Source organism: Sphingomonas sp. ID0503, assembly GCF_048565625.1.
Taxonomy (GTDB): Bacteria; Pseudomonadota; Alphaproteobacteria; order Sphingomonadales; family Sphingomonadaceae; genus JBLZUR01.
Genome location: NZ_JBLZUR010000002.1, coordinates 3,202,248 through 3,225,170 on the forward strand (window position 1 = coordinate 3,202,248; position 22,923 = coordinate 3,225,170).

At 67.0% G+C, this 22,923-nt stretch carries 23 protein-coding genes, 1 tRNA gene and 1 pseudogene; 10 read left to right on the top strand and 15 right to left on the bottom strand.

The genetic code is table 11. The annotated features are described in order from the left end of the window. The first annotated feature begins 53 nt into the window (after nucleotides 1-53). On the top strand, nucleotides 54-1,064 hold the full coding sequence (locus ACM608_RS16710) for a KpsF/GutQ family sugar-phosphate isomerase (protein WP_419684736.1): 1,011 nt from the start codon (nucleotides 54-56) through the stop codon (nucleotides 1,062-1,064). Here the strand turns inward: ACM608_RS16710 and ACM608_RS16715 are convergent. The 7 genes from ACM608_RS16715 to ACM608_RS16745 are packed head-to-tail and all read right to left on the bottom strand — an operon-like array spanning nucleotide 1,061 to nucleotide 5,028. Next, nucleotides 1,061-1,741 carry an ATP12 family chaperone protein gene (locus ACM608_RS16715; protein WP_419684737.1) on the bottom strand — a complete coding sequence of 227 codons (681 nt, stop codon included), beginning with the start codon at nucleotides 1,739-1,741 and terminating at the stop codon, nucleotides 1,061-1,063. The two genes, ACM608_RS16710 and ACM608_RS16715, sit on opposite strands and share 4 nt — an antisense overlap. Next, nucleotides 1,738-1,962, bottom strand: a complete 225-nt coding sequence (locus ACM608_RS16720) for a hypothetical protein (RefSeq protein WP_419684739.1) — start codon at nucleotides 1,960-1,962, stop codon at nucleotides 1,738-1,740. Before ACM608_RS16720 ends, ACM608_RS16715 begins: the two co-directional genes overlap by 4 nt. Then, on the bottom strand, nucleotides 1,959-2,618 hold the full coding sequence (locus ACM608_RS16725; protein WP_419684740.1) for an HAD-IA family hydrolase: 660 nt from the start codon (nucleotides 2,616-2,618) through the stop codon (nucleotides 1,959-1,961). The genes ACM608_RS16720 and ACM608_RS16725 overlap by 4 nt, the downstream gene beginning before the upstream one ends. After that, a complete protein-coding gene (locus ACM608_RS16730; RefSeq protein WP_419684742.1) occupies nucleotides 2,615-3,706 on the bottom strand; it encodes an RluA family pseudouridine synthase in 1,092 nt (363 codons plus the stop codon). Before ACM608_RS16730 ends, ACM608_RS16725 begins: the two co-directional genes overlap by 4 nt. Continuing rightward, a complete protein-coding gene (crcB, locus tag ACM608_RS16735; protein ID WP_419684744.1) occupies nucleotides 3,699-4,076 on the bottom strand; it encodes a fluoride efflux transporter CrcB in 378 nt (125 codons plus the stop codon). Before crcB ends, ACM608_RS16730 begins: the two co-directional genes overlap by 8 nt. 17 nt (nucleotides 4,077-4,093) lie before the next feature. Then, entirely contained in the window at nucleotides 4,094-4,822 is a 729-nt protein-coding gene (locus ACM608_RS16740) for an extensin family protein (RefSeq protein ID WP_419684746.1), read from the bottom strand. 29 nt (nucleotides 4,823-4,851) lie between these two features. Then, nucleotides 4,852-5,028, bottom strand: a complete 177-nt coding sequence (locus ACM608_RS16745) for a DUF1674 domain-containing protein (RefSeq protein WP_419684748.1) — start codon at nucleotides 5,026-5,028, stop codon at nucleotides 4,852-4,854. A 51-nt stretch (nucleotides 5,029-5,079) separates the two neighbouring features. On the opposite strand from ACM608_RS16745, the gene ACM608_RS16750 reads away from it, so the two are divergent. The 6 genes from ACM608_RS16750 to ACM608_RS16775 all read left to right on the top strand — a co-directional run bounded on the left by ACM608_RS16750 (nucleotide 5,080) and on the right by ACM608_RS16775 (nucleotide 11,285). Then, the gene (locus ACM608_RS16750; protein ID WP_419684750.1) at nucleotides 5,080-6,369 is read left to right on the top strand and encodes an RsmB/NOP family class I SAM-dependent RNA methyltransferase; all 1,290 of its coding nucleotides are present in this window, start codon (nucleotides 5,080-5,082) and stop codon (nucleotides 6,367-6,369) included. A gap of 31 nt (nucleotides 6,370-6,400) precedes the next feature. Then, nucleotides 6,401-7,057 carry a ribulose-phosphate 3-epimerase gene (rpe, locus tag ACM608_RS16755; protein WP_419684752.1) on the top strand — a complete coding sequence of 219 codons (657 nt, stop codon included), beginning with the start codon at nucleotides 6,401-6,403 and terminating at the stop codon, nucleotides 7,055-7,057. 9 nt (nucleotides 7,058-7,066) lie between these two features. Beyond that, the gene (locus tag ACM608_RS16760) at nucleotides 7,067-8,761 is read left to right on the top strand and encodes a heparinase II/III family protein (RefSeq protein WP_419684754.1); all 1,695 of its coding nucleotides are present in this window, start codon (nucleotides 7,067-7,069) and stop codon (nucleotides 8,759-8,761) included. A gap of 31 nt (nucleotides 8,762-8,792) precedes the next feature. Continuing rightward, complete coding sequence (locus ACM608_RS16765) at nucleotides 8,793-10,052, top strand: dipeptidase (RefSeq protein WP_419685265.1); 1,260 nt, start codon at nucleotides 8,793-8,795, stop codon at nucleotides 10,050-10,052. A 68-nt stretch (nucleotides 10,053-10,120) separates the two neighbouring features. Further along, nucleotides 10,121-10,426, top strand: a complete 306-nt coding sequence (locus tag ACM608_RS16770; protein WP_419684756.1) for a reverse transcriptase-like protein — start codon at nucleotides 10,121-10,123, stop codon at nucleotides 10,424-10,426. 37 nt (nucleotides 10,427-10,463) lie between these two features. Further along, a complete protein-coding gene (locus ACM608_RS16775) occupies nucleotides 10,464-11,285 on the top strand; it encodes a metallophosphoesterase family protein (protein WP_419684758.1) in 822 nt (273 codons plus the stop codon). A gap of 97 nt (nucleotides 11,286-11,382) precedes the next feature. Here the strand turns inward: ACM608_RS16775 and ACM608_RS16780 are convergent, their stop codons facing one another. The 8 genes from ACM608_RS16780 to ACM608_RS16815 form a co-directional block, all read right to left on the bottom strand. Continuing rightward, the gene (locus ACM608_RS16780) at nucleotides 11,383-12,054 is read right to left on the bottom strand and encodes a glutathione S-transferase family protein (RefSeq protein WP_419684759.1); all 672 of its coding nucleotides are present in this window, start codon (nucleotides 12,052-12,054) and stop codon (nucleotides 11,383-11,385) included. A 72-nt stretch (nucleotides 12,055-12,126) separates the two neighbouring features. Beyond that, nucleotides 12,127-16,662: a glutamate synthase large subunit gene (gene gltB, locus ACM608_RS16785; RefSeq protein WP_419684760.1), complete on the bottom strand. Its 4,536-nt coding sequence runs from the start codon at nucleotides 16,660-16,662 to the stop codon at nucleotides 12,127-12,129. After that, nucleotides 16,659-17,147 carry a hypothetical protein gene (locus ACM608_RS16790; protein WP_419684761.1) on the bottom strand — a complete coding sequence of 163 codons (489 nt, stop codon included), beginning with the start codon at nucleotides 17,145-17,147 and terminating at the stop codon, nucleotides 16,659-16,661. The genes gltB and ACM608_RS16790 overlap by 4 nt, the downstream gene beginning before the upstream one ends. Continuing rightward, nucleotides 17,144-17,440 carry a hypothetical protein gene (locus ACM608_RS16795; RefSeq protein ID WP_419684762.1) on the bottom strand — a complete coding sequence of 99 codons (297 nt, stop codon included), beginning with the start codon at nucleotides 17,438-17,440 and terminating at the stop codon, nucleotides 17,144-17,146. The genes ACM608_RS16790 and ACM608_RS16795 overlap by 4 nt, the downstream gene beginning before the upstream one ends. A gap of 9 nt (nucleotides 17,441-17,449) precedes the next feature. Beyond that, nucleotides 17,450-18,022, bottom strand: a complete 573-nt coding sequence (locus tag ACM608_RS16800) for a DUF2059 domain-containing protein (RefSeq protein ID WP_419684763.1) — start codon at nucleotides 18,020-18,022, stop codon at nucleotides 17,450-17,452. Further along, nucleotides 18,022-19,476, bottom strand: a complete 1,455-nt coding sequence (locus ACM608_RS16805) for an NAD(P)-dependent oxidoreductase (protein WP_419684765.1) — start codon at nucleotides 19,474-19,476, stop codon at nucleotides 18,022-18,024. Before ACM608_RS16805 ends, ACM608_RS16800 begins: the two co-directional genes overlap by 1 nt. A gap of 159 nt (nucleotides 19,477-19,635) precedes the next feature. Further along, entirely contained in the window at nucleotides 19,636-20,439 is an 804-nt protein-coding gene (locus ACM608_RS16810; protein ID WP_419684767.1) for an undecaprenyl-diphosphate phosphatase, read from the bottom strand. Between the two features lie 5 nt (nucleotides 20,440-20,444). Continuing rightward, nucleotides 20,445-21,401: a complex I NDUFA9 subunit family protein gene (locus ACM608_RS16815; RefSeq protein WP_419684769.1), complete on the bottom strand. Its 957-nt coding sequence runs from the start codon at nucleotides 21,399-21,401 to the stop codon at nucleotides 20,445-20,447. Between the two features lie 105 nt (nucleotides 21,402-21,506). On the opposite strand from ACM608_RS16815, the gene ACM608_RS16820 reads away from it, so the two are divergent. The 3 genes and pseudogenes from ACM608_RS16820 (at nucleotide 21,507) to ACM608_RS16830 (ending at nucleotide 22,917) form a co-directional block, all read left to right on the top strand. Continuing rightward, nucleotides 21,507-21,593: transfer RNA gene (locus tag ACM608_RS16820), tRNA-Leu, on the top strand. Nucleotides 21,594-21,769: 176 nt separating this feature from the next. Then, a pseudogene (locus ACM608_RS16825) lies at nucleotides 21,770-21,970 on the top strand (Arm DNA-binding domain-containing protein); the annotation flags it as partial. 192 nt (nucleotides 21,971-22,162) lie between these two features. After that, a protein-coding gene (locus tag ACM608_RS16830) for an IS5 family transposase (protein WP_419681115.1) occupies nucleotides 22,163-22,917 on the top strand; the annotation gives its coding sequence in 2 pieces (ribosomal slippage) (nucleotides 22,163-22,504 and nucleotides 22,507-22,917; 753 coding nt in all). Nucleotides 22,918-22,923: the final 6 nt, after the last annotated feature.

Consider the following 22,923-nt stretch of genomic DNA (forward strand, 5'->3'; position numbering starts at 1 on the left):
GGCGATCGTCGCAGGTGTCCGTGGTCCGAACAAGAAAACCAAAGGGGTCGGTGTTGATCGCGCGAGACTTTGCGGCCGTGCCGCGTACCGATCTGCGATCGGAGATCGCCGCCCTGATCGACGGCTCCATCGACACCCAGCTTTCCGCGATGCGGATGCTCCAGGCGATGATGAGTTCCGGCGCCTTGCGAGAGAGCGTCATCGCCGCGATCGAGCTGATCCTGAAGTGCCGGAGCCGCCTGATCGTCACTGGCGTGGGCAAGAGCGGCCATATCGGCCGCAAGGTCGCCGCCACCTTTGCGTCCACCGGGACCACCGCCTCCTTCGTCCACGCGACGGAGGCAAGCCATGGCGATCTTGGCATGGTCGCCGAGAGCGACGTGATCCTCGCCTTCTCCTGGTCAGGCGAGACGACCGAGCTGTTCGACATCGTCAACTATGCGCAGAGGACGGGCGTCCCGGTAATCGCGGTGACCAGCACCGCCGAGAGCACCTTGGCCCGGCACGCCACCGTTCCCCTGGTCCTGCCGCGGGTGCGGGAGATCTGCCAGCACGGTCTGGCGCCGTCCTCCTCGACGCTCATCCAGCTGGCCGTGGGCGACGTCCTGGCGATCGCCGTCTCCGAACAGCGTGGCTTCGACGCCGCCGACTTTCATGATCGGCACCCGGGCGGCAAGCTCGGCGCGATGCTCTCGACGGTCGAGGATCTCATGGCCACCGGCGCCAGCATCCCGCTCGTCCAGCAGCATACGCCCATGTCGGACGTTATTCTGACCATGACCAGCGGCCGCTTCGGCACCGCAGGCGTGGTGGACGATGCGGGCCTGCTGGTCGGCGTCATCACCGATGGCGACATCCGCCGAGGCATGTCGCCCAGCTTCCTTGATCAGACCGCCGCCGAGATCATGCACGCCGATCCGAAATGCCTCGCCGGGGGCACGCGCGTCGGCGATGCGCTCGCCTTTATGTCGGATGCGAAGATCACCGTCGCCTTCGTCGTGGACGATGGCCGGCCGAGCGGCATCATCCACATGCACGATCTCGTCCGAACGAACGTCGTCTAGCGGATCAGTTCCAGGAAGCGTGCTGCGGCCATAAAGTCGGCCCGGCGTGCCGCCTGCGCTTTGGCGGCGAGGTCGTCCACGCCCCATTTCTCGGCCTGCCAGTCCTCGTCCGCCTGCACCGCCGTCCAGGCGGCATCCGCATCGATCGCGCCTTCGTGCAGCATCAGCGCGATCACAAGCGACCCGCCTAGGGTGATGAGGTGGTAAAGGCCGGCGAGCTCAAACGCCTCACGCGCCGCCAGTGCTGCGGCCAGCCGCTCGACCGTCGCGAACGGCTGCGGCCGGTGCGAGATGCCGGTGACCACCTCGAACGTCACGTCATATCGCGCTCGCGCCCATGCGAGCGGCGGATCCCAGAGCTCGGCTTGCCGCGTGACCAAGCTCGCGGGTCCCTCTGCCCGGTAACAGGTCAGGTCGGTCTCGGCATAGGCAGCCAGCGGGCGGACGAAGTCCGGGGCATCGGGCGTAACGATGTCGATCGCCGCATTGGAAAGGCCGGTGAACGGCATCGTCCCGGGCACGATCTCGTCCCCCTGCGCCCGCCATTCTGCCGCCACGGCCTCGGCCAGCGCGTCCGTCGGGAGTGCCAACAACGCGCGCTTGGGCGTTCGCACCGGGCGACCGTCCAGGTGGATCGCCCGATCGACCACCTCGACGCTCTTATAGAACCGCTTCATGGCCGCTCCGTCCGCCAGCGATGGGCCAGGCTGCGGGGGATCAGCGTCGCCAGCACCGTCCCGGCCAGCAGGATCGGTATGCCGACCCCCGGCACACCGCCCGGCCTCAGGATGTCGCCCCAGCCCAGCAAGGCACCCAGCGCCATCATCACCAAGCCCGCAAGCTTCAGGAGCGACAACAGCGCAAAGCGACGGCGCGCCAGCCGGTCGGACGGTGTCATGCGAATACCTTCAGCAAAGCCGCCAGCTCCTCGGCATCGCGCGCCACTGCCTCAGCGCCCGACGCGATCAGCTCCTCCGCATCATGATAACCCCACGCCACGCCGATCGCCCGCACACCGGCGTTGCGCGCCATTTCCATATCGTAGCTGGTGTCACCGATCATCACGGTCGTCTCCGGTTCCGCTCCCGCTTCCGCCATTGCGGAGTGCAGCATCGCGGGATGAGGCTTCGAAGGATGCCGGTCGGCAGTCTGCAGCGTCACGAACCGGGGCAGCAGGCCATGTTGCGCAAGGCAGAGGTTCAGCCCCCGGTCCGACTTGCCCGTGGCGATGCCGAGCAGCCAGCCGCCGTCATCCAGCGCCTCGACCAGCGCACCGACGCCGTCGAACAGCGGCTCGTGCACCATCCCTTCGGCCCTCAGCGTCTGGAATGCGCGCTTATAGCCCTCTGCCAGCTCGACATGATGATCGCCGGTCCCGTCGGGGTGGAGCACCTGCATCACCTCGACGAGGCTCAGCCCCACCACCCGCCGCGTCGCCTGGCGGCTCGGCGCGGCCAGACCCGCGCTGGCAAAGCAGGCCTCCATCGCGCTGCAGATATGCGCCTGGCTATCCACCAGCGTCCCGTCGCAGTCGAATACCGCCAGCCGGTTCACGCCCGCCCGCGTCCCCGTCGCTCACCCTTGCGCTCTTTGCGCCGTGCCTTGGCGGCCTGACCCTCGGCGCGCTTCTTGCCCTCCGGCGTGTCGCGGAACTTCACCTCGTCAATCTCGACGTCGCCCATGATCGGCGAGAAGCCGAGATGCGCGATGCTTTCGGAGAAGTGGGAGGGTGGGTCGGCCATCACGTCGATCCGCCCGCCATCGGGATGGTCCACGCGGATGCGCCGCGCATGGAGGTGCATCTTGCGGCTGATCCCGCCCGACAGAAACGCGTCCTTGCCGCCATACTTGCCGTCGCCGACGATCGGATGGCCGATCGCCGCCATGTGGACGCGCAGCTGGTGGGTCCGTCCGGTATACGGTTCCAGCGCGACCCAGCAGGCGGCGTTTCCCGCGCGCTCGACCACGCGATAGCGGGTGCGTGCCGGCGACCCCTCCTTCTCGTCGACGAACATCTTTTCGCCCCCGGTGCCCGGCTGCTTGGCGATCGGCAGTTCGACCATACCGTCCTCGATGGACGGTACGCCGATCACCAGCGCCCAATAGAGCTTGCGCGCGCTGCGGCTGGAAAATGCCTTGGCGAAGAAGGCCGCCGATCGCGCCGACCGTGCGATCAGCAGCGCGCCGGACGTATCCTTGTCCAGCCGGTGGACCAGCTTCGGCCGGCTCTCCGCCTCGTACTGCAACGCGTCGAGCAGCCCATCGACATGCTCGGTCGTCTTCGTCCCACCCTGCGTTGCCAGGCCCGGCGGCTTGTTGATGACGATGGCTTGGGGATCGATATGGATCACCAGTTCCTGCGCGAACGCCGCCTCCTCGGCGCTGATCTCCCGCCGCGGCTTTGGTGCGCTCGGGGCAGAGGCCGCGACCGGCTCCGCCCGCGGTACGCGGATCTGCTGCCCGGACTCGATCCGATCGCCCGGCGTCGCCCGCTTGCCGTCCACGCGCAACTGCCCCGTCCGCGCCCAGCGCGACACGATGTTGAAGCTCGCCTCTGGCAGATGCCGCTTGAACCAGCGGTCTAGCCGAATCCCGTCATCGTCGGGCGCGACGGTGAAGTTGCGGATGCCCTCCTCAGCCATAGACGCGCATCAGCTCCGCGCCCGCGATCAGCAGGATGACCGCGCCCGTCACCGAAGACACCGCATAGGCCGCCGCCATGACGTGATCGCCCCGGTTGATCATGTTGAACGTCTCAAGGCTGAACGCCGAAAAGGTCGTGAACCCACCCAGCACGCCGACGCCCAGGAACAGGCGCAGATACTCGCCATGGCCCGGCGTCTTCGCCAGCGTTCCCGCCAGGATTCCCATCAGGAACCCGCCCAGCAGGTTGACGATGAACGTCCCCCAGGGAAAGTTCGTCCCCATGTTGCGCAGGGCGACGGCGCTGATCTGATAGCGAAAACCGGCGCCGATCGCGCCGCCGGCCATCACGAGTGCGTATTTGAGCATCACGTGCGCTTAAACGCTTAGCGGCAGGCGCGCCACCCGGCAGCACCCCGCGCCGCCTGATCAAGGTGCAGGTGATCGCGATGCGCGGCGTTGTATTCGGGCGACAGCACCGTCGCAAACAGATCGCAAGCACCGTCACGCACCTGACGGAGGAAGGCGCGGCCCTTCGCATCCTCACCGTTCCAGCCGTTCACCACCGTCACGCGCCGACCATCCTCCAGCCGGAATCCCGCGACATCGATCGCATTGGCGGTCGCATGTTCGGACCATGCGCCCTCGCCGCGCCCGTACATGCGGCGGCAGGAATAGCTGCCGAAATGGTCGATGCGGGCGACCTGCTGTCCGTAGATCTTGAGCGCCGCCGGCTGGACGACATTCCATTCCCAGGCCGACAATCCCGCCGCGACAGGGCAGGAGACGCCCAGATCGGTCGGATCGAAGCGGATGTTGCGCGCACCATCGCGCTCGAACCTAACGGCATCTTGGTAGCCGCACTGCCCCGAAGTCCTCGGCGGCAACGCATTGTAGGTGACGCCGGCACGATCGAGAGCAGCATGACAGGAGGGGCCTTCACGCCCCAGCGCCACGATCTTGCGCCCGGTGAACACACCCACCGGCGTACCGAGATCGAGCTTGGTCCAGGGCACATCCTGCGGGCGCTCACTCGAAAGGATCAGCAACCCCGCGCCGATCCCCGCAAGAACAAGCAGGACGGCGATCAAGCGGAGGACGAGGCGCACCGCCATTCTACGAACAGGGCGGCGGTCCGTTGCCGTCAGAAGTCGACCGCGATGCCCTTCCGCTCCCAATCGCCATAGCGCACCGGGTCCAACCGTCCTTCGTCGTCCTCTGGCTTCCAGTCCGTCTCGCCGGGCTGAGGCACGGGCGGGCTGGGCGGCAGCTTCGGCGGCACGAGGCCTTGCGGGCGTTCGCCGGGCTTGCGGTCGGTCATGGCTGTTCCTCGGATTGCGGCGACACGCGTTCCCGACCACATAGGCCGCCCATGCCGACGAACAAGCCCAAGCGACCCCACCGCCGCACGCCATCTGCCTTGCCGTCCGGGGTGCCTGCGCGCGGCGCCGCGCTCCGCCTCCTCGACGCCGTCCTTCGCCAGGGCCTCCCCTTAGAGGCGGCGCTGCCCCGCGCGACCGAGGCGCTGGAACGCTCCGACCGTGCGCTCGCCCGCAATCTCGCTTCCGGCGTCCTCCGCCACCTGACCGATCTCGACGCGCTGATCGACGCAGCCACTGCCCGCCCGCTGGCGGAGGATGCCAAGGCGCGCATGGTCCTCCGGATCGCGCTCTACCAGGCCCTCGGCCTCGGCACGCCCGGCCACGCCGCAATTGCCACCGTCCTGCCGCTGGTCGACGGCGGCCCGCGACGGCTGGTCCACGGCGTCTTCTCGACCGTCACCCGCGCCAACGACACGCTGCCCAACCCACCCAGCCTCCCCGCCGAAGTAGCGACGCGCTGGTCCACCAACTGGGGTGAGGCCGTGGTCGATGCGGCGCGCGCTCTGCTTGCCGAACCGCCGCTCGACCTGACTCTCAAGACCCCGGACGCACCCGCGCCCGAAGGCGAGTCGCTGGCACCCGGCCATGTCCGCCTGCCCGGCACGACCCCGATCGCCGAACTCCACGGTTATGCCGAAGGCGGCTGGTGGGTACAGGACATCGCCGCCTCGATCCCCGCCCGCCTGATCGGCGCAGGAAAGGGGAGGGTGGCACTCGATCTCTGCGCCGCCCCCGGCGGCAAGACGATGCAGCTTGCCGCCAATGGCTGGCGCGTCACCGCCGTCGATCTCGTAGAAAGTCGCCTAAGACGACTTTCCGAGAACCTCGTGCGCACCAACCTCTCCGCCGATCTCGTCACCGCCGATGTCATGGAATGGCAACCGCCTGCACCCGCCGACGCCGTCCTGATCGACGCGCCCTGCTCCGCCACCGGCATCTTCCGCCGCCATCCCGAGGTGCTCTACCGCGCCGGCCCGCGGCAGATCGAGGAGGCGGCACAGCTCCAGGCGAAGCTCATCGCCCGCGCCGCCGATTGGGTCAGCCCGGGCGGCCTGCTCGTCTACGCCGTCTGCTCGCTGGAGCCGGATGAGGGGGAGGCCATCCTCGACGGCTTCCTCGCGACACGCGACGACTTCACGATCGAGCCGCCCGCCGACGGCGAACTCCCCACCGGCATCACCCCCTTGCCCGGCGGTGCCATCCGCATCCTACCCGGCACCCTCGCACAGGCCGGCGGAGCGGACGGCTTTTTCATCGCAAGGTTCCGCCGCCGCCGTTGATCGCCCACCCGCTTGGCGCATAAGGACGGATATGTCCGTCCTCATCTCCCCCTCGATCCTCTCCGCCGACTTCGCGAAGCTGGGGGAGGAGGTGCGCGCCATCAACGCGGCCGGGGCTGACTGGATCCATGTCGATGTCATGGACGGCCATTTCGTGCCGAACATCACCATCGGCCCGAACGTCGTGAAGGCGCTCCGTCCGCACACCGCCAAGACCTTCGACGTCCACCTGATGATCTCGCCGGTGGACAGCTTCCTCGACGCCTTCGCCGAGGCCGGCGCCGACATCATCACCGTCCATCCGGAGGCGGGGCCCCATGTCCACCGCACGATCCAGCGCATCAAGGCGCTCGGCAAGAAGGCAGGCATCTCGCTCAACCCCGCTACCCCGGCCAAGATGCTCGACTATCTGCTGGAGGATCTCGACCTCGTCCTGGTGATGAGCGTCAATCCCGGCTTCGGCGGACAGAGCTTCATCTCCAGCCAGCTCCGCAAGATCGAGGCGATCCGCAAGTCGATCGACAAGCTCGGCAAGCCCATCGACCTGGAGGTAGACGGCGGCATCGACGCGACCACCGCCCCGCTCGCCATCTCCGCCGGCGCGAACGTCCTCGTCGCCGGCACCGCCACGTTCAAGGGCGGCCCCACCGTCTATGCGGACAACATCGCCCGACTGCGCGGGAACTGACGCGCGCACATGGCGGGGGATGATCAGACTGGCGAGGAGCGCCTCCGCCTGATCCGGCCGGACATGTCGGCCGGTCTGTCCTTGTCGCAACGCCTCGCCCACGGGCTCGACCGGATGATCTGGAAGACCCCTCTCCATCACCTCCGCCTTCGCGGCCGCCCGCCGCTGCAGCTGCTCGCCGTGCCCGAGGATCCGGTCAGGGGCGACAAGCAGGCCGGCTTCGCCATTCTCGAAGGCCGCGTCGAGCTGGTGCGGGAGGAGGTCGACCTCGGTACGCTCGACTTCGCCAAGCTCTCGGTCTCTCCCGCGCTTGCCGAACACATCCACAGCTTCGCCTGGCTTCGCGATCTCGACGCTGCCGGACATCGTCAGGACGCGCTGCCGATCGCGCAGTTCATCCTCGGCCGCTGGCTCCTCATCCACGCCCGCGCGATCAGCGATCCTGCATGGCGACCCGACGTATGTGGTCGCCGCATGCTGTTCTGGGCCGCCTACGCCCCGCTGCTCGCGACCGATCCGGCCTTCCGCCGCAACCTCCTCAACACCATGCACCGCACAGCGCGGCATCTGGAAACGACGGCGGTCAAGACGCCGGTCGGCCTGCCGCGCGTCCAGGCGGCGGCGGGCCTCGTCGTCGCTGGCCTCCTCCTCTCCGGCAGCGACACCGTGCTCGATCGCGCGGAGACCGCCTTCGCCCGCGCCGTCGAACTGTCGATGCACGGCGACGGCGGTCTGGTCAGCCGCACGCCCGCCGATCAGGTGGCGCTGGTCGAAACGCTCGCCATGCTGCGCGCCGCCTACCGCTCCGTCGCGCAGGATACCCGCCCGATTGATCCCCTGCTGAACCGGGCGGCGGCGGCGCTCGCCGGCATCACCCTGGGCGACGGTCGGCTCTCCACCTGGCAGGGCAGCCGCCCGATCGTCTCCGCGCCCGCACTCGCCGCCGCCGAGCGGGAGGGGGCGGCCGCAGCCCCGCTCCTCCAGCCGCAGGAATGGGGCTATCAGCGCCTCGTCTCCGGCGATGCCGTCGTCATCGTGGACGCCGCGCCGCCCCCCACCGTCGCGATCGCGTCGGGCGGCTGCGCCTCCACCCTCGCCTTTGAGATGTCGGACGGCCCCACCCGCCTCATCATCAATTGCGGCCGCACCGACGCCTTCGGGCCGGAACTCGGGCAGGGCCTCCGGTCCACCGCTGCCCACTCCACCCTCGTCCTCGCCGACAGCAACTCGACCGCGATCCACGCCGACGGATCGCTCGGCCGCGGCGTGTCGGAGGTGGAGATCGACCGGCAGGTGACCGATGAGGGCACCCGCCTCGACGCCACGCATCAGGGCTATGCCAAACGCTTCGGCTTCATCCACGAACGCCAGCTCGCCCTTCGCGCCGACGGACGCGAGTTGCGAGGCGACGACATCCTCCGCCCTGCGGCGAAGAAGCGCCCGGCCGAAACCACCGCCTCGGTCCGCTTCCACCTCGCGCCCGGCATCGAGGTCACGTCCACCGCCGATGGCCTCGGCGCGCTCCTCCGTCCCTCCGGCGGCCCGCTCTGGCAGTTCCGCTGCCGCGGTGGCGATCTGGTGGTGGAGGACAGCCTGTGGGTGGACGGCACCGGCACGCCGAAACCGACGCTGCAGTTGGTGGTCATGGCCAAGGTCCCATCGGAGGGACTAACGCTCAGCTGGATGCTTCGCCGCGCGCAGTAGACCTGGGGCGGTGCGCATGGAACAAGGCGTCATGCGCCGCCTGATCCTCGCCCTTGCCCCGTTCCTCATCGCCGCCGCGCCCGCATCCGACTACGCCGCGCGGATCGACCGCATCCTCGCACGCACACCGCTCATCGACGGGCACAATGACTGGCCGGAGGTCCTGCGCGAGCGGGAAGGGGAGGGCCGCTGGACCCTCGACCTGCGGCAGGGTCTCGCCGCCCGGCCGATCCCCTACAACACCGACATCGCCCGCCTACGCGCCGGCAGAGTCGGCGGGCAGTTCTGGTCGGTCTACGTCTCGGCCGACAAGCCCGGCCTGGAACAGGTCAAGGAAACGCTCGAACAGATCGACCTCGTGAAGCAGATCGCCGCGCGCTATCCGGACGCCTTCGAACTCGCCCGCACCGCCGCCGACGTCCGCCGCATCCACAAGGCCGGGCGAATCGCATCCCTGATCGGCGTCGAGGGTGGCGGGCAGATCGACGAGAGCCTGTCGGTGCTCCGCGCCTATCACGATCTCGGCGCCGGCTACCTGACCCTCACCCACTTCGCGACGATCGCCTGGGCCGATTCGGCAACCGACGATCCTAAACACGGCGGGCTGACCCCGTTCGGTGAAGCGGTCGTCCGCGAACTCAACCGCCTCGGCATGTTGGTCGATCTCAGCCATGTCAGCGAGGGAACGATGGATGATGCGATCCGCGTCTCGAAAGCGCCGGTCATCTTCTCGCATTCCAGCACGGCGGCGATCAACGACCATCCACGCAACGTCTCCGACGCGATCCTGAGGCGCCTGCCCGCAAACGGCGGCATTGTGATGGTCAACTATGCCGAAGGCTATGTGTCGGCCGCGGTCCGCGCCTGGATCGTCGATCGCGCTGCCGAGGAGGCGCGCCAGACCCGGCTTCTCGTCGGGCGGCCGGATGCGCGCAAGGCTGCCATGGCTGCCTGGGAGAAGGCGCATCCGCAGCCCAGGGCCACCCTCGGTGAGGTCGCCGACCATATCGATCACATTGCGAAGGTCGCGGGCGTCGATCACGTCGGCCTCGGCTCCGACTTCGACGGCGTCGGCAACGAGCTGCCCGAAGGGTTGGACTCGGTCGCTACCTACCCGGCTCTCCTTGCCGAGCTGATGCGGCGTGGCTGGAGCGATGCCGACATCGCCAAGCTGGCGGGCGAGAACATCCTCCGTGTGATGACGGCGGCGGAGAAGATCGCGGTATCGATGAGGTCGGAACCTGCCGCCATCGCAACCGTCGCGGCACCAGACGAGAAGGCAGCACGATAAGCAGGCTCCGTCTCTTCTTCGACGGCGGTTGCCGCCCGAACCCCGGCGCGATCGAAACCGCCGTCGTCGTGCGCGGGGTGACCCACGTTCAGCCCGCTGCGGGTACGGGCACCAACAGCGATGCGGAGTGGCTCGCGCTCATCCACGCGGCACATATCGCGGTGGCAATGGGGGCCGAGGACGTGGAGTTCGTCGGCGACTCCGCATTGGTCGTGGATCAGGCGAATGGCGCCCTCTGCCGATCCGACACGCTGAAAGCCCACCAGGAGCGATATCGTTCGATCGTCGAGAACATCCCAAAGGTCCGGCTCCGACGGGTTCCGCGCTCCAAGAACCTCGCCGGCATCGCGCTCGAACAGCGCCGCCGCTTCTGAACCGGAGAGCCGCTACTTCGCCGCCATCGCCTCGACCTTGTTCCTCCAGATCGGAAAGGAGGACAGCTGGTTGGTTGCGGCCGGCGGAACCCCGGTGCCGCCGCTGCTTTGTGTTGCTATGCCGACCGCCCGCTTGTTCCACGTCTCCGATCTCCACTTCGGTCGGGAGGACCCGGCGGCGCTCGACTGGTTCGCAGGCCTTGTACGGAATGAGCGGCCCGATGCCGTCGTCATCACCGGCGACTTCACCTTCCGTGCGACCAAGCCGGAGTTCGCCGCCGCGATCGCCTATCTGGAGCGTCTGGATGTTCCGCTCTCTCTGGAGCCGGGCAATCACGATCTGCCCTATTACAACGATCCGCTGCGCCGCCTCTTCCGCCCCTATCGGCGGTTCGCCAAGTTCGAAGGTCGGATCGAACAGCCGCTCACCCTAAGCGCGGCGGCGATCGTCCCGCTGAAGACCGTCAGCCGCTTTCAATGGCGCGTGAACCAGTCGCTCGGGGTGGTCCGCCCCGCTTCGCTTGCCGCCGCAATGGAGCGCATCGCCGCTGCGCCGAAGAACTGCGCACCGATCGTCGCCTGCCATCATCCCCTTGCCGACATCCCCGACATGGCGGAGCCGCAGCATACGCGCGGGGGTAAGGCGGCGCTCGCCGCATTGGCGGCGGCGGGCGCGAAGGCGGTGCTTACGGGCCATATCCACGATCCATTCGATCGGATGTGGGAAACCGCCGCCGGGCCGATCCGCCTAATCGGCGCGGGCACCTTGTCCGAACGCCTGCGCTCCAGCCGCCCGTCGTTCAACGAAATCAGCGTGGAAGAGGGCCGAATCGAGAACCGGGTAAGAACCCTCACCTAGCGTCCTACCACCGTTCGCCCTGAGCTTGTCGAAGGGCCAGCACCGACCCTCTCACTGGCGCTCCGACAGGCTCAGCGCGAACGGTCGAGAGGGTGCATCAGAAATCCGGCTTATCGTAATGCGAAGGCGGCCCGATCACCTCCATCCGCTCGGACAGAAGTGGGCGAAAGCTTGGCCGCGACTTCAGCCCCGCATACCATTGCCGCGTCTGGTCATGCCCACGCCAGTCGATGCCGCCGAGGTAATCCGCCACCGACAAATGCGCCGCCGCCGTCAGATCGGCGAGGCTGAGCAGCGGCCCCGCCATCCACCGGCGGTGATCGAGTAGATAGTCGAGATAGTCGAGATGGGTGTTCGCCTGCCGCATCGCATCGCGCAGCGCACCCGCATCGGGTGACGCGCGGTGGACCAGCCGCTTCTCCATCCGCTCGTACATCAGCGGGCGCACCACCTCGCCATACAGCTTCTCGTCGAACCACATGGTGAGGCGGCGGATCTCCGCGCGGTTCGGCGCGGTGCCGCCGATCATCGGCACGCGGTCGATCGTTTCTTCCAGATACTCGATGATCGGCTGCGACCCGATCAGGATCAGCCCGCCCTCATCCTCCGCCATCACCGGCGTCTGCCCCGCCGGGTTCATGTCGAGAAACTCGTCGCGCCGCTCCCAGGGCGATTCCCGCAGCAGCTGATACGGCTCCCCTTTCTCGCCCAGCACGAGCCGGACCTTGCGCGAAAAGGGACAGAGCGGGAATTGATAGAGCTGCCACATGCGGGTGACTGTTAGCGCTCGTAGTTACTCCCGCAACGGCGATTATCGCCGATCGGCGAGTAGTGGCGCGGATTACTCCGCCGCCACCACCTCTTCCTCGGCACCGGCATCCGACAGCGGATAGTCCAGCCGCCCGACCATCTCGATCGGACAGACCTGCCAAATCCGACCGCGCCAGCGGTCCCAGTCGTCCAGCACGCTGTGCGCCCATTTGCTGTCGGTCGCCTCGGCATGTTCGGCGATCAGCGCCTTGGCGCGCATCTCCCAATAGGCGGATGACAGGCGGCACCACATGATCGTGCCCGGATTGGCGTTCCGTTCGAAGCTGCCGTCCTCGTCCAGCACAAAGGCCATGCCACCGGTCATGCCCGCGCCGAAATTGTCGCCGACCTTACCCAGGATCACCGCCGTGCCGCCGGTCATGTATTCGCAACCGTTCGCGCCGCAGCCTTCGACCACCACCGTCGCGCCCGAGTTGCGCACCGCGAACCGCTCGCCCGCCTGCCCCGCCGCGAACAGCTTGCCGCTGGTCGCCCCGTAGAGGACGGTGTTGCCGACGATGGTGTTCGCCTTGGTCTCAAGCGGGGAGGAGACCATCGGCCGCACCGTGATGATCCCGCCGGACAGGCCCTTGCCGACATAGTCGTTCGAATCGCCGAACACCTGCAGTGTAATGCCCTTGCACAGGAACGCGCCCAGCGACTGGCCGGCGCTCCCACGCAGCCGCACGGTGACATGCCCGTCCGCCAGTTCCGACATGCCGAACTTGCGCGTGATCTCCGAAGACAGCCGCGTGCCCACCGCGCGATGCGTGTTCCGGACCGAATAGGTCAGCTGCATCTTCTCGCCCCGCTCGAACACGGCGGCCGCGTCCTTGATCATCTGCGCGTCGAGGCTGTCGGGCACCTCGTTCCGGAACATGCCCGGGGCGAGGCGGCGGGCATGGTCCGGCGCGTCGACCTTGGCGAGGATCGGGTTGAGGTCGAGATCGTCGAGATGCTCGGCACCACGGCTCACCTGCCGCAGCAGCTCGGTCCGCCCGATCACCTCGTCCAGGCTCTTCGCGCCCAGCTTGGCGAGGATCTCGCGCACCTCCTCCGCGATGAAGGTCATCAAGTTGATGACCTTCTCCGGCGATCCGGTGAACTTCTGGCGCAGCGCCTCGTCCTGCGTGCAGACGCCCACCGGGCAGGTGTTCGAATGGCACTGCCGCACCATGATGCAGCCCATCGCCACCAGGCTCAGCGTGCCGATCCCGTACTCTTCCGCGCCCAGGATCGCGGCGATGACGATGTCGCGCCCGGTCTTCAGGCCGCCGTCCGTGCGCAGCTTCACCTTGTTACGCAGGCCGTTCAGCGTCAGCACCTGGTTCGCCTCGGTCAGCCCCATCTCCCAGGGCGTGCCCGCGTACTTCACCGAAGTCTGTGGGCTGGCGCCCGTCCCGCCGACATGGCCGGCGACGAGGATGACGTCGGCATGGGCCTTGGCGACGCCCGCCGCGACCGTACCGATGCCGGCCGAGCTGACCAGCTTCACGCAGACCCGCGCGCGCGGGTTGATCTGCTTCAGGTCGTAGATCAGCTGCGCCAGATCCTCGATCGAGTAGATGTCGTGATGCGGCGGCGGGCTGATCAGCATTACGCCGGGCGTCGAGTGACGCAGCCGCGCGATCATCTCGGTCACCTTGAAGCCGGGCAGCTGCCCGCCCTCGCCGGGCTTCGCACCCTGCGCGACCTTGATCTCCAGCTCCTCGGCGGCGTTCAGATATTCCGCCGTCACGCCGAAGCGGCCGGACGCGATCTGCTTGATGGTCGAGTTCGCGTTGTCGCCGTTCGCATAGGGCTTGTAGCGGATCTTGTCCTCGCCGCCCTCGCCCGAAACCGCCTTCGCGCCGATCCGGTTCATCGCGATCGCCAGTGTCTCATGCGCCTCCGGGCTCAGCGCGCCCAGGCTCATGCCCGGCGTCACGAAGCGCTTGCGAATCTCGGTGATCGCTTCGACCGCGTCGATCGGCGCCGGCTCCTTCGCCCAGTTGAACTCCAGCAGGTCGCGCAGATAGACCGGCGGCAGGTCCTTCACCCCGCGCGAAAACTGCAGATAGGTCGAATAGCTGTCGGTCGCGACCGAGGTTTGCAGCAGGTGCATCAGCTGCGCCGAATAGGCATGCGCCTCCCCGCCGTTCCGCTGACGGTAAAAGCCGCCGACCGGCAGCGCGATCACGCCCTCGTCGAACGCCGCCTCATGCCGGTCGCTCGCGTTCAACTGCAGCGAGGCATAGCCCTCTCCCGAGATCTTGCACGGCATGCCCGGGAACATGTCGTTCACGATCGCACGGCTGAGGCCCACCGCCTCGAAATTATACCCACCGCGATAGGAGGAGATCACCGCGATCCCCATCTTGGACATGATCTTGAGGAGACCGTCGTCGATCGCCTTGCGATGCCGCTTCAGGCAGTCCTCAAGCGCGAGGTCGCCGAACAGCCCGCGCCCATGCCGATCGGCGATCGCCGCCTCCGCCAGGTACGCGTTCACCGTCGTCGCACCCACGCCGATCAGCACCGCGTAATAATGCGTGTCGAGGCACTCCGCCGACCGCACGTTGACCGACGCATAGGAGCGAAGCCCGGCGCGGACGAGATGCGTGTGCACCGCCGCCGCCGCCAGGATCATCTGGATGGCGACACGCCCCGGCCCGACATTCTCGTCCGTCAGGAACAGCTCGGTCTTGCCCTCGCGCACCGCCTGCTCGGCCTTGCGGCGGACCTCGGCGATGGCGTTGCGCAGCGCATGGTCGCCGCCGTCCATCGCATAGGTGCAGTCGATCTCCGCCGCGCTCGGCCCGAAATGCGCCTTCAGCGTCGCCCAGTCGCGCCCGGTCAGCACCGGCGAATCGAGGATCAGCACGTCCGACTGCGCGCTGTCGGTGTCGAGGATGTTGGCGAGGTTCCCGAACCGGGTCTTGAGGCTCATCACGCGGGTCTCGCGCAATGAGTCGATCGGCGGGTTGGTCACCTGGCTGAAGTTCTGGCGGAAGAAATGGCTGATCGTCCGCGGCCGGTCGGAGATGACGGCGAGCGGCGTGTCGTCGCCCATCGATCCGATCGCTTCCTTGGCGTCCTCGACCATCGGCGCGAGGATCAGCTCCATGTCCTCCAGCGTCTGCCCTGCCGCGACCTGACGGCGCAGCAACTCGGCCCGGTCGTAGCGGGTGACATGGTCGCCCTTCGGCGTGGCGAGGTCGGCCAGGGTGCGGAAATCCTTGACCCACTCGCCATAGGGCCGCTCGCTCGCGATCTGGTCCTTGATCTGGGAGTCTATGAAGAATACGCCCTCGTCCAGATCGACAGCGATCATCTGCCCCGGCCCGAGGCGGCCCTTGGCGACCACCTGCGCCTCTGGCACCACGACCATGCCCGTCTCCGATCCGACGATCAGCAGATGGTCGGCGGTCAGTGTGGTGCGCAACGGACGGAGTGCGTTGCGGTCGAGCCCCGCCACCGCCCAGCGGCCGTCGGTCATCGCCAAAGCCGCCGGCCCGTCCCAGGGCTCCATGACCGAGGCGAGATAGGAATACATGTCGCGATGCGCCTGCGGCAGGTCCGGACTCTCCTGCCAGGCCTCCGGCACCAGCATGATCTTGGCTGTCGGCGCGTCGCGGCCGGACCGCACGATCGCCTCGAACACGGCGTCAAGCGCGGCGGTATCGGACGCGCCCGCCGGGATCAGCGGCTTGATCTCGTCGGAATGCTCGCCAAAGGCGAGCGCCGCCATCTTGATCTCGTGGCTCTTCATCCAGTTCTTGTTGCCGCGGATCGTGTTGATCTCGCCGTTATGGGCGAGCGCGCGGAACGGCTGGGCCAGCCACCATTGCGGGAAGGTGTTGGTTGAATAACGCTGGTGGAAGATCGCAACCCGGCTGACGAACCGCTCGTCCAGCAGGTCGGGGAAGAACTCGGACAGGCTCTCCGCCAGGAACAGGCCCTTGTAGATGATCGAGCGGCAGCTGAGCGAACAGGCGTAGAAGCCCTGGATCTGCGCCTCGATCACCTTCCGCTCGATGCGGCGGCGGATCAGGTAGAGGTTCTTCTCGAACTCGGCGGCAGACATCTCGTCCGGCGAGGGGCCCTGGATCATGATCTGCTCGATTTCCGGCCGGGTCATCATCGCCTTGTCGCCGATGACCGACACGTCCACCGGCACCTGCCGCCAGCCGTAGATGGTGTAGCCGAAATCGATGATCTCGCTCTCGACGATCATCCGGCACATCTCCTGCGCGCCGAGGTCGGTTCGCGGCATGAAGATCATGCCCACCGCCAGCCGCCCGGCACCGGGGACATGGCCCGACAGCTCGATCGCCTCGTTGAAGAACTCGATCGGCAGGTCGACGTGGATACCGGCGCCATCACCGGTCTTGCCGTCGGCATCGACCGCGCCGCGATGCCACACCGCCTTCAGCGCATCGATCGCCGCCGATACGACGCGCCGCGACGGCTTCCCATCGGTCGCCGCCACCAAGCCCACGCCACAGGCATCGCCCTCGAACTCGGGACGATACATGCCCTCGCTGGCGAGGCGCTCATGCTCGGGGGAAAGGAAGGTCTGGGTCATGGCTTTTCCCGGGTGCGAAGGTTGTGCTTATCGGCAAAGGCAGCTGCCCGCTCGATCTGGTCGAGCAGGAGCGGGGCCATCGCCCATGCGGTGTTCAGGTCCTGCGCCCGCTCGGCGAGGCCCATGACATACTCGTGGGTCAGACGGTTGCGGAGCTGCTGTAGGGCGGTCCAGGTGTCGGTGCCGTCGATGGCTCCCAGACGGTCCAAACGTTCAAGAAGCTCTCGGAAGACGAAGGCTACGGACGTCTCGTCCGCCGCCGCGACCAGTCGCGGGAGCAGCTTGCGTAGAATCTGATCGGCGGTTTGCTGAAAGCGTTGCAGGAAAGCGTCCAACGCCTTGAGATCGGCACTGCCCGCTCCGGCAAGGCTTCCTTCGCTCATCGGGAAGAGTGCGGCATCCTCTTCCAACGACGACCGCAACCGTGCGCCGACCTGGACCAGCGCGTCCAGCGTCTGTCCGAGCTGTATGGCGAAGGCGGTCACAGCACGATGCCCTCGGCATACGCAACCCGATCGATCGGCCGCATCGGCGCATCAGGAGCGCGGTAGACAAGGTCGATCTGCCGTTCATCAATCATCCGAAAAAGGCGATCGACAAAACGGGCTTCGCCCCAAGCGTCCGGGCGGCCGTTTCGAAGTTCGAGATGGAGGTCGATGTCGCCGCCACGCAGATGGTCATGTACCCGGCTGCCGAACAGGCGCACGACGGCATCCGCGCCAAAAGCTTCAGCCACCGCCGCCTTGATTGCGTCCACCTCGGATTGCGTCAGCCGCACGATAACCTTCTAGCTCGCGCTCGGCTGGACAAGCTTGGCCTTGTCAGCGGGGTGATCACGCATCCAGTCTGCAACGATCTGCTTCATCTTGGCCATGAAGACCTCCTGCTGCGGCTTCATCGCGGCCATCATCGCCGGCATCAGCTCACCGGTGATCGCCGGCGTCACGTCCCTTAATTTGGCCATCGCCGGATCGCGCATCAATGCGGTCAGCCGGCGGAGGTCGGCGGCGGAGAGATGGCGCGCGTAGATCGTCGCCATCTGGTCGATCAGCTCAGGCGTGAAGACACCATCGAACGTCGCCATATGCGCGCGGATCGCGACCATGAACTCGGTCTGCAGCCCTTCGGGCACCGCATTCTGGCCAAACATCTGCTGGACGTTCGCCCTCGCCGCCTCACTGACCTTCGGCATGATCGCGCGCATCTGGCCGCGAATGTCGGTGGTCGCCATGAACTCCCGCGCGGCGGCGAGCGTCCCCGCGTCCGGAGCCGCCTGGACCGCTTTGGCAGGAGCGGGTTCAGCAGCCGCCGCCGCGTCGGATAGCCCCAGGGCGGCAGCGAGCAGAACGAGGCACCGCATCACGCCGCCACCTTCTGCTTCGGCACCGCCTTTGCCTTCGCCTTCAGGAAGCCATGCATCCGCTCGGCCACGTCGCGGCCGTCGCGGATCGCCCAGACGACCAGGCTCGCACCACGCACGATGTCACCGGCGGCAAATACGCCCTCAAGGCTCGTCTGCATCGTCTTGTGATCCACGCGGAGCGTGCCCCAGCGGGTGACCGACAGTTCCGGCGCGCCGAACATCTTCGGCAGCTCCTCCGGCTCGAAACCGAGCGCCTTGATGACCAGCGTCGCGTTCAGCCGATAGCCGCCTTGCGGATCCGGTTCCGGCGCGCGGCGGCCGCTGGCGTCCGGCTGGCCGAGGCGCATCTTGGCGACGTGAACCCCGCTTACCGCGCCCTCGCCGTCGAACGCCTCGGGGGCGGAGAGCCAGACAAACTCGACGCCTTCCTCTTCGGCATTAGCGACCTCGCGCTGCGATCCCGGCATGTTCTCCCGGTCGCGGCGGTAGAGACACTTCACCGACGTCGCGCCCTGCCGCACCGCCGTGCGCACGCAGTCCATCGCCGTATCGCCGCCGCCGATCACGACGACATCTTTGCCCGCCGCGTCGAGCGCACCCGAATCGAAGTCCGGCACCGCATCGCCGAAGCCCTTGCGGTTCGAGGCGATCAGGTAATCCAGCGCCTTGACGACCCCGCTCGCGCCTACGCCCGGCGCCTTGATATCGCGCGCCTTGTAGACCCCCGTCGCGATCAGCAGCGCGTCGTGCTTCGCGCGCAGCTGCTCCAGCGTCGCGTCACGCCCGACTTCGAATCCCTCGTGGAAGACGATCCCGCCATCCTTCAGCCGCTGGACCCGGCGCATCACCACGTCCTTCTCCAGCTTGAAGCCGGGGATGCCATAGGTCAGCAGCCCGCCCGCACGGTCATGCCGATCGTAGACATGAACGTCATAACCGCGCTTGCGCAGATACTCCGCCGTGGTCAGCCCCGCCGGACCCGCGCCGATGATCCCCACCGACTGGCCCGAACGGTCGGCGACCGGCACCAAGGGCTCGATCCAGCCCTGTTCCCATGCGGTGTCGGTGATGAACTTCTCGACCGATCCGATGGTGACCGCGCCGTGGCCCGAAAACTCGATGACGCAATTGCCCTCGCACAGCCGGTCCTGCGGGCAGATGCGGCCGCAGATCTCCGGCATGGAGGAGGTCGCGTTGGACAATTCATAGGCTTCGCGCAGCCGCCCCTCGGCGGTCAGGCGCAGCCAGTCGGGGATATGGTTGTGCAGCGGGCAGTGCGTCGAACAATAAGGCACGCCGCATTGCGAACAACGCGACGACTGCTCTTCCGCCTTGGCGACCGCGAACTTGCGCGAGATCTCGGCGAAGTCCTCGTTACGCTCCTCCGCCGCGCGCTTCTCGGGGTAATCCTGCCCCACGGCCACGAACTTCAGCATTGGATTGTCCGCCATCTACGCCTCCTGCGAGACGGTAGATGACAGAGTTCCGCTGGAGAGTCACGCACGAAAGGGCAGAAAGGTAAGAACGCCTTACCTATTACACTGCACTTAGGCGGCCATCACGTTCTTGCGAGCCATTCTCACCTTCTAAGAAGGTCCGGATCGGCCGGTTCAGCTCGAAAGCCACGCGAAAGCGGCGATCCCTGCGATGATGCGATACCAGGCAAACGGTCCGAACCCGTGCCGCGATACGAAGGTCACGAACCCCTTGATCACCGCGATCGCCACAAGGAACGACACGACGAACCCGACCGCGATCGCATCCCAGCCGACCACCGAAGTTGTCAGCGCCTCATGGTTCTTCACCAACTCCAGCACCGTCGCGCCCAGCATCGTGGGGATCGCCAGGAAGAAGCTGAACTCCGCCGCCGTCCGTCGCTCGACGCCCAGGCTGATCGCGCCCAGGATCGTCGCGCCCGACCGGCTCACCCCCGGCACCATCGCCAGGCACTGGATGAGCCCGACGCCGATCACGCGCGGCAGCGGAATGTCAGCCACCCCATGCGTGTCGCCCGGCTTCACCAGCCGCTCGATCAGCAGGATCGCGATCCCGCCGACGACCAAGGCCACCGCCACGATCTTCGGCTCGCCCAGCATCGCCTCGATCTTCGAGTGCAGCGCGAGGCCGATCACCGCCGATGGCAGGAACGCGACGGAGACGTTGCGGAAGAACCGCCAGGACACCGGGTTCTTCTGCGCCATGCCGGACAGGACGGCCCAGAACGTCCGCCAGTACAGCACGATCACCGCCAAGATCGCCCCCAGCTGGATCACCACGTTGAACGTTGCCCAGACCTCCGCGTCATAGCCGAGCAGCGCGCTCGCCATGATCAGGTGGCCGGTGGACGAGACAGGCAGGAACTCGGTCAGCCCCTCGACAACGCCGAGGAGCGCGGCGGTCAGCAGCGTGCTCACCAGGATCAGGCCGTGCGCAGTTTGGCGAAGCGGCCCTGCCGCCGGTATCGCACCAGCCAGTCGGGCGCGACCGCCGCCATCGGCGTCGGCTTGATGCCAAACGCATCGAGACCCTCGACGCCCGCACCCGCGACATTGTCCTTCTGCAGCATCAGCCACTGGTCGCGGGTAATCGGCGCGCCGGGCAGGAAGCCGAAGCGCGACACGATGTCTCCGATCATGTCAGGCAGCACCAGCGGCGCCCGCTTGTGCCCGATCCACTCCAGCACGCGGCCGTTCAGCTCGGCCATCGTCAATACCTCCGGCCCGCCGATCTCGAAGGTGCGGCCTGCATAAGATGGATCGAGCGCGGCCTTGGCGATCGCGGCCGCCAGATCGACGACATAGACCGGCTGGAACTTCGCGCCCGCACCGACGACCGGCAGGACGGGCATGATCTGGCCCATCCGCGCGAAACGATTGATGAAATTGTCCTCCGGCCCGAACACGACCGAGGGCCGGATGATGGTCGCGTTCGGGAAAGCGCGTGTTGCCTCGCGTTCACCCTCCCCTTTGCTCCGCGCATAGGCCGACGCGCTCGCCGGATCGGCGCCGATGGCGGAAATCTGCACCAGCCGGGCGACACCCTCGGCCTTGGCCGCATTCGCGATCACCCGCACCGCATCGACATGCGCCGCGTCGAAATCGCCATCCAGCGTCCCGATCAGGTTCACCGCCGCGTCAGCGCCACGCAGCGCCGCCGCGACGGTGCCCGGCTTCGCCGGCCCCGCCGCCAGGAACTGCACCTGGCCGAGCGCCGCCTGCGGCTTCAGGAAGAAAGCCCGCTTCGGATTGCGCCCCGCGATACGCACCCGGGCTCCCGCGCGCAACAGCGCCTGGGCGACATAGCGCCCGATGAACCCGTCGCCGCCGAACAGCGTGACGATTTTATCGCTTTCGTTGCCCAGCTCACGCCCAGCCATTGCACCATCCTTTGCGCGCTTGAGATCGCGATTGCCGCAATGCCGCATCGAGGCTCCGGTTGACAAGCGCCGACCCGCGCCGCTAAGCGCCGCCGCCTACCCCGTGCCCAGATGGCGGAATTGGTAGACGCACCAGCTTCAGGTGCTGGCGATCGCAAGGTCGTGGAGGTTCGAGTCCTCTTCTGGGCACCAATACTGGCTCTGGATACGTCCAGCAGCGTCCAGTAAGCGACTGGTTTCAAAGCATTTTCAGACCGAGAATCGCCAGACACCGTCCGGCGAAATCCGGCTAAGGGCATGTGCAGCGACCACAAATGCTGCCCTTTTTGTTGCCCTCGGATCGACCCGGCCTTGCTGGGAAAACGACCATGCTGACCTACATCCAGATCAATGCCGCCAAGCCGAGAGCGAAGGCGTGGAACCTATCCGATTCTCAGAACCTCTACCTCGTCATCCAGCCGAACGGCTCGAAGCTTTGGCGCTTCAACTACCGTTTCCTCGACAAGCAGAAGAAGCTTCATCTCGGTGGGTGGCCGACCATAAGCCTCGCGGAAGCGCGCGCCCGGCGCGACGAGGCTAAGAAGGAGATTGCCGAGGGGATCGACCCGGCACTGGAGAAGAAGCGTGCGCGGATCGCCGCTAAATACGCCGCCGCCAACACGTTTCAGGCGGTTGCCGAGGAGTGGCTAGGGTCCGGACCCAATAATGGCTTTTGCTACCGCTTGGATCGTGATTCACTGCGTTGGTGTGGAGGCGGTGGAATGGCTGATTTCTTCTGGTTTTCCGATGCGCAGTGGGAGCGGATCGCACCACTGCTGCCGACGGACGTTCGCGGCAAGGCACGTGTGGATGATCGCCGGGTGCTGAGCGGGATCGTGCATGCGCTCCGCTGCGGCGGTCGCTGGGTGGACTGCTCGGACGTGTACGGGCCAAAGAAGACGCTCTACAATCGCTTCGTGCGCTGGTCCGAGCGCGGCATCTGGGAGGGGATTTTCAGCGCGCTGGCAGGCGCCGACGACGCGCCGGACCGGCTGTTCATCGATAGCAGCTGCATCAAGGTCCACCGCTGCGCAGGCGGTGGAAAAGGGGGGCCTTGGCCCATGGTATCGGCCGCACCAAAGGCGGCCGGAACACCAAGGTCCATGCCGTCTGCGACGCCAAGGGCCGCCCTCACGTCCTCCTGCTGACGCCCGGCAACGTCCACGACTGCAAGGTCGCCAAGACCTGCATCGCGGCGCTGCCCCCATCCGTCGAACTCGTCGCCGACAAGGGCTATGACAGTCAGGAGTTGCGCGAGTGGCTCGACCAGCGCGGCACCCAGGCCGTCATCCCGCCGCGCTGCAACCGCAAGGTCCAGTACGACTACGACCGCACCATCTACAAACAGCGCAACGTCATCGAGCGCATGTTCTGCCGCCTCAAGGACTGGAGGCGGCTCGCCACCCGCTTCGATCGCAACATCAAGAACTTCATGGGCGCCATCGCCCTCGCCGCCACCGTCATCTGGTGGTTGTGAGTCCGG

Bases quoted from the DNA above. Each gene is read 5' to 3' on its own strand.
- ACM608_RS16765 (WP_419685265.1), top strand. From the start codon at position 8,793: ATGCGCCGCCTGATCCTCGCCCTTGCCCCGTTCCTCATCGCCGCCGCG.
- ACM608_RS16815 (WP_419684769.1), bottom strand. From the start codon at position 21,401: ATGGCTGGGCGTGAGCTGGGCAACGAAAGCGATAAAATCGTCACGCTG.
- ACM608_RS16805 (WP_419684765.1), bottom strand. From the start codon at position 19,476: ATGGCGGACAATCCAATGCTGAAGTTCGTGGCCGTGGGGCAGGATTAC.
- ACM608_RS16750 (WP_419684750.1), top strand. From the start codon at position 5,080: ATGCCGACGAACAAGCCCAAGCGACCCCACCGCCGCACGCCATCTGCC.
- ACM608_RS16715 (WP_419684737.1), bottom strand. From the start codon at position 1,741: ATGAAGCGGTTCTATAAGAGCGTCGAGGTGGTCGATCGGGCGATCCAC.
- ACM608_RS16745 (WP_419684748.1), bottom strand. From the start codon at position 5,028: ATGACCGACCGCAAGCCCGGCGAACGCCCGCAAGGCCTCGTGCCGCCG.
- rpe (WP_419684752.1), top strand. From the start codon at position 6,401: ATGTCCGTCCTCATCTCCCCCTCGATCCTCTCCGCCGACTTCGCGAAG.
- ACM608_RS16780 (WP_419684759.1), bottom strand. From the start codon at position 12,054: ATGTGGCAGCTCTATCAATTCCCGCTCTGTCCCTTTTCGCGCAAGGTC.
- ACM608_RS16720 (WP_419684739.1), bottom strand. From the start codon at position 1,962: ATGACACCGTCCGACCGGCTGGCGCGCCGTCGCTTTGCGCTGTTGTCG.
- ACM608_RS16760 (WP_419684754.1), top strand. From the start codon at position 7,067: ATGGCGGGGGATGATCAGACTGGCGAGGAGCGCCTCCGCCTGATCCGG.
- ACM608_RS16740 (WP_419684746.1), bottom strand. From the start codon at position 4,822: ATGGCGGTGCGCCTCGTCCTCCGCTTGATCGCCGTCCTGCTTGTTCTT.
- crcB (WP_419684744.1), bottom strand. From the start codon at position 4,076: ATGCTCAAATACGCACTCGTGATGGCCGGCGGCGCGATCGGCGCCGGT.
- ACM608_RS16800 (WP_419684763.1), bottom strand. From the start codon at position 18,022: ATGCGGTGCCTCGTTCTGCTCGCTGCCGCCCTGGGGCTATCCGACGCG.
- gltB (WP_419684760.1), bottom strand. From the start codon at position 16,662: ATGACCCAGACCTTCCTTTCCCCCGAGCATGAGCGCCTCGCCAGCGAG.
- ACM608_RS16730 (WP_419684742.1), bottom strand. From the start codon at position 3,706: ATGGCTGAGGAGGGCATCCGCAACTTCACCGTCGCGCCCGACGATGAC.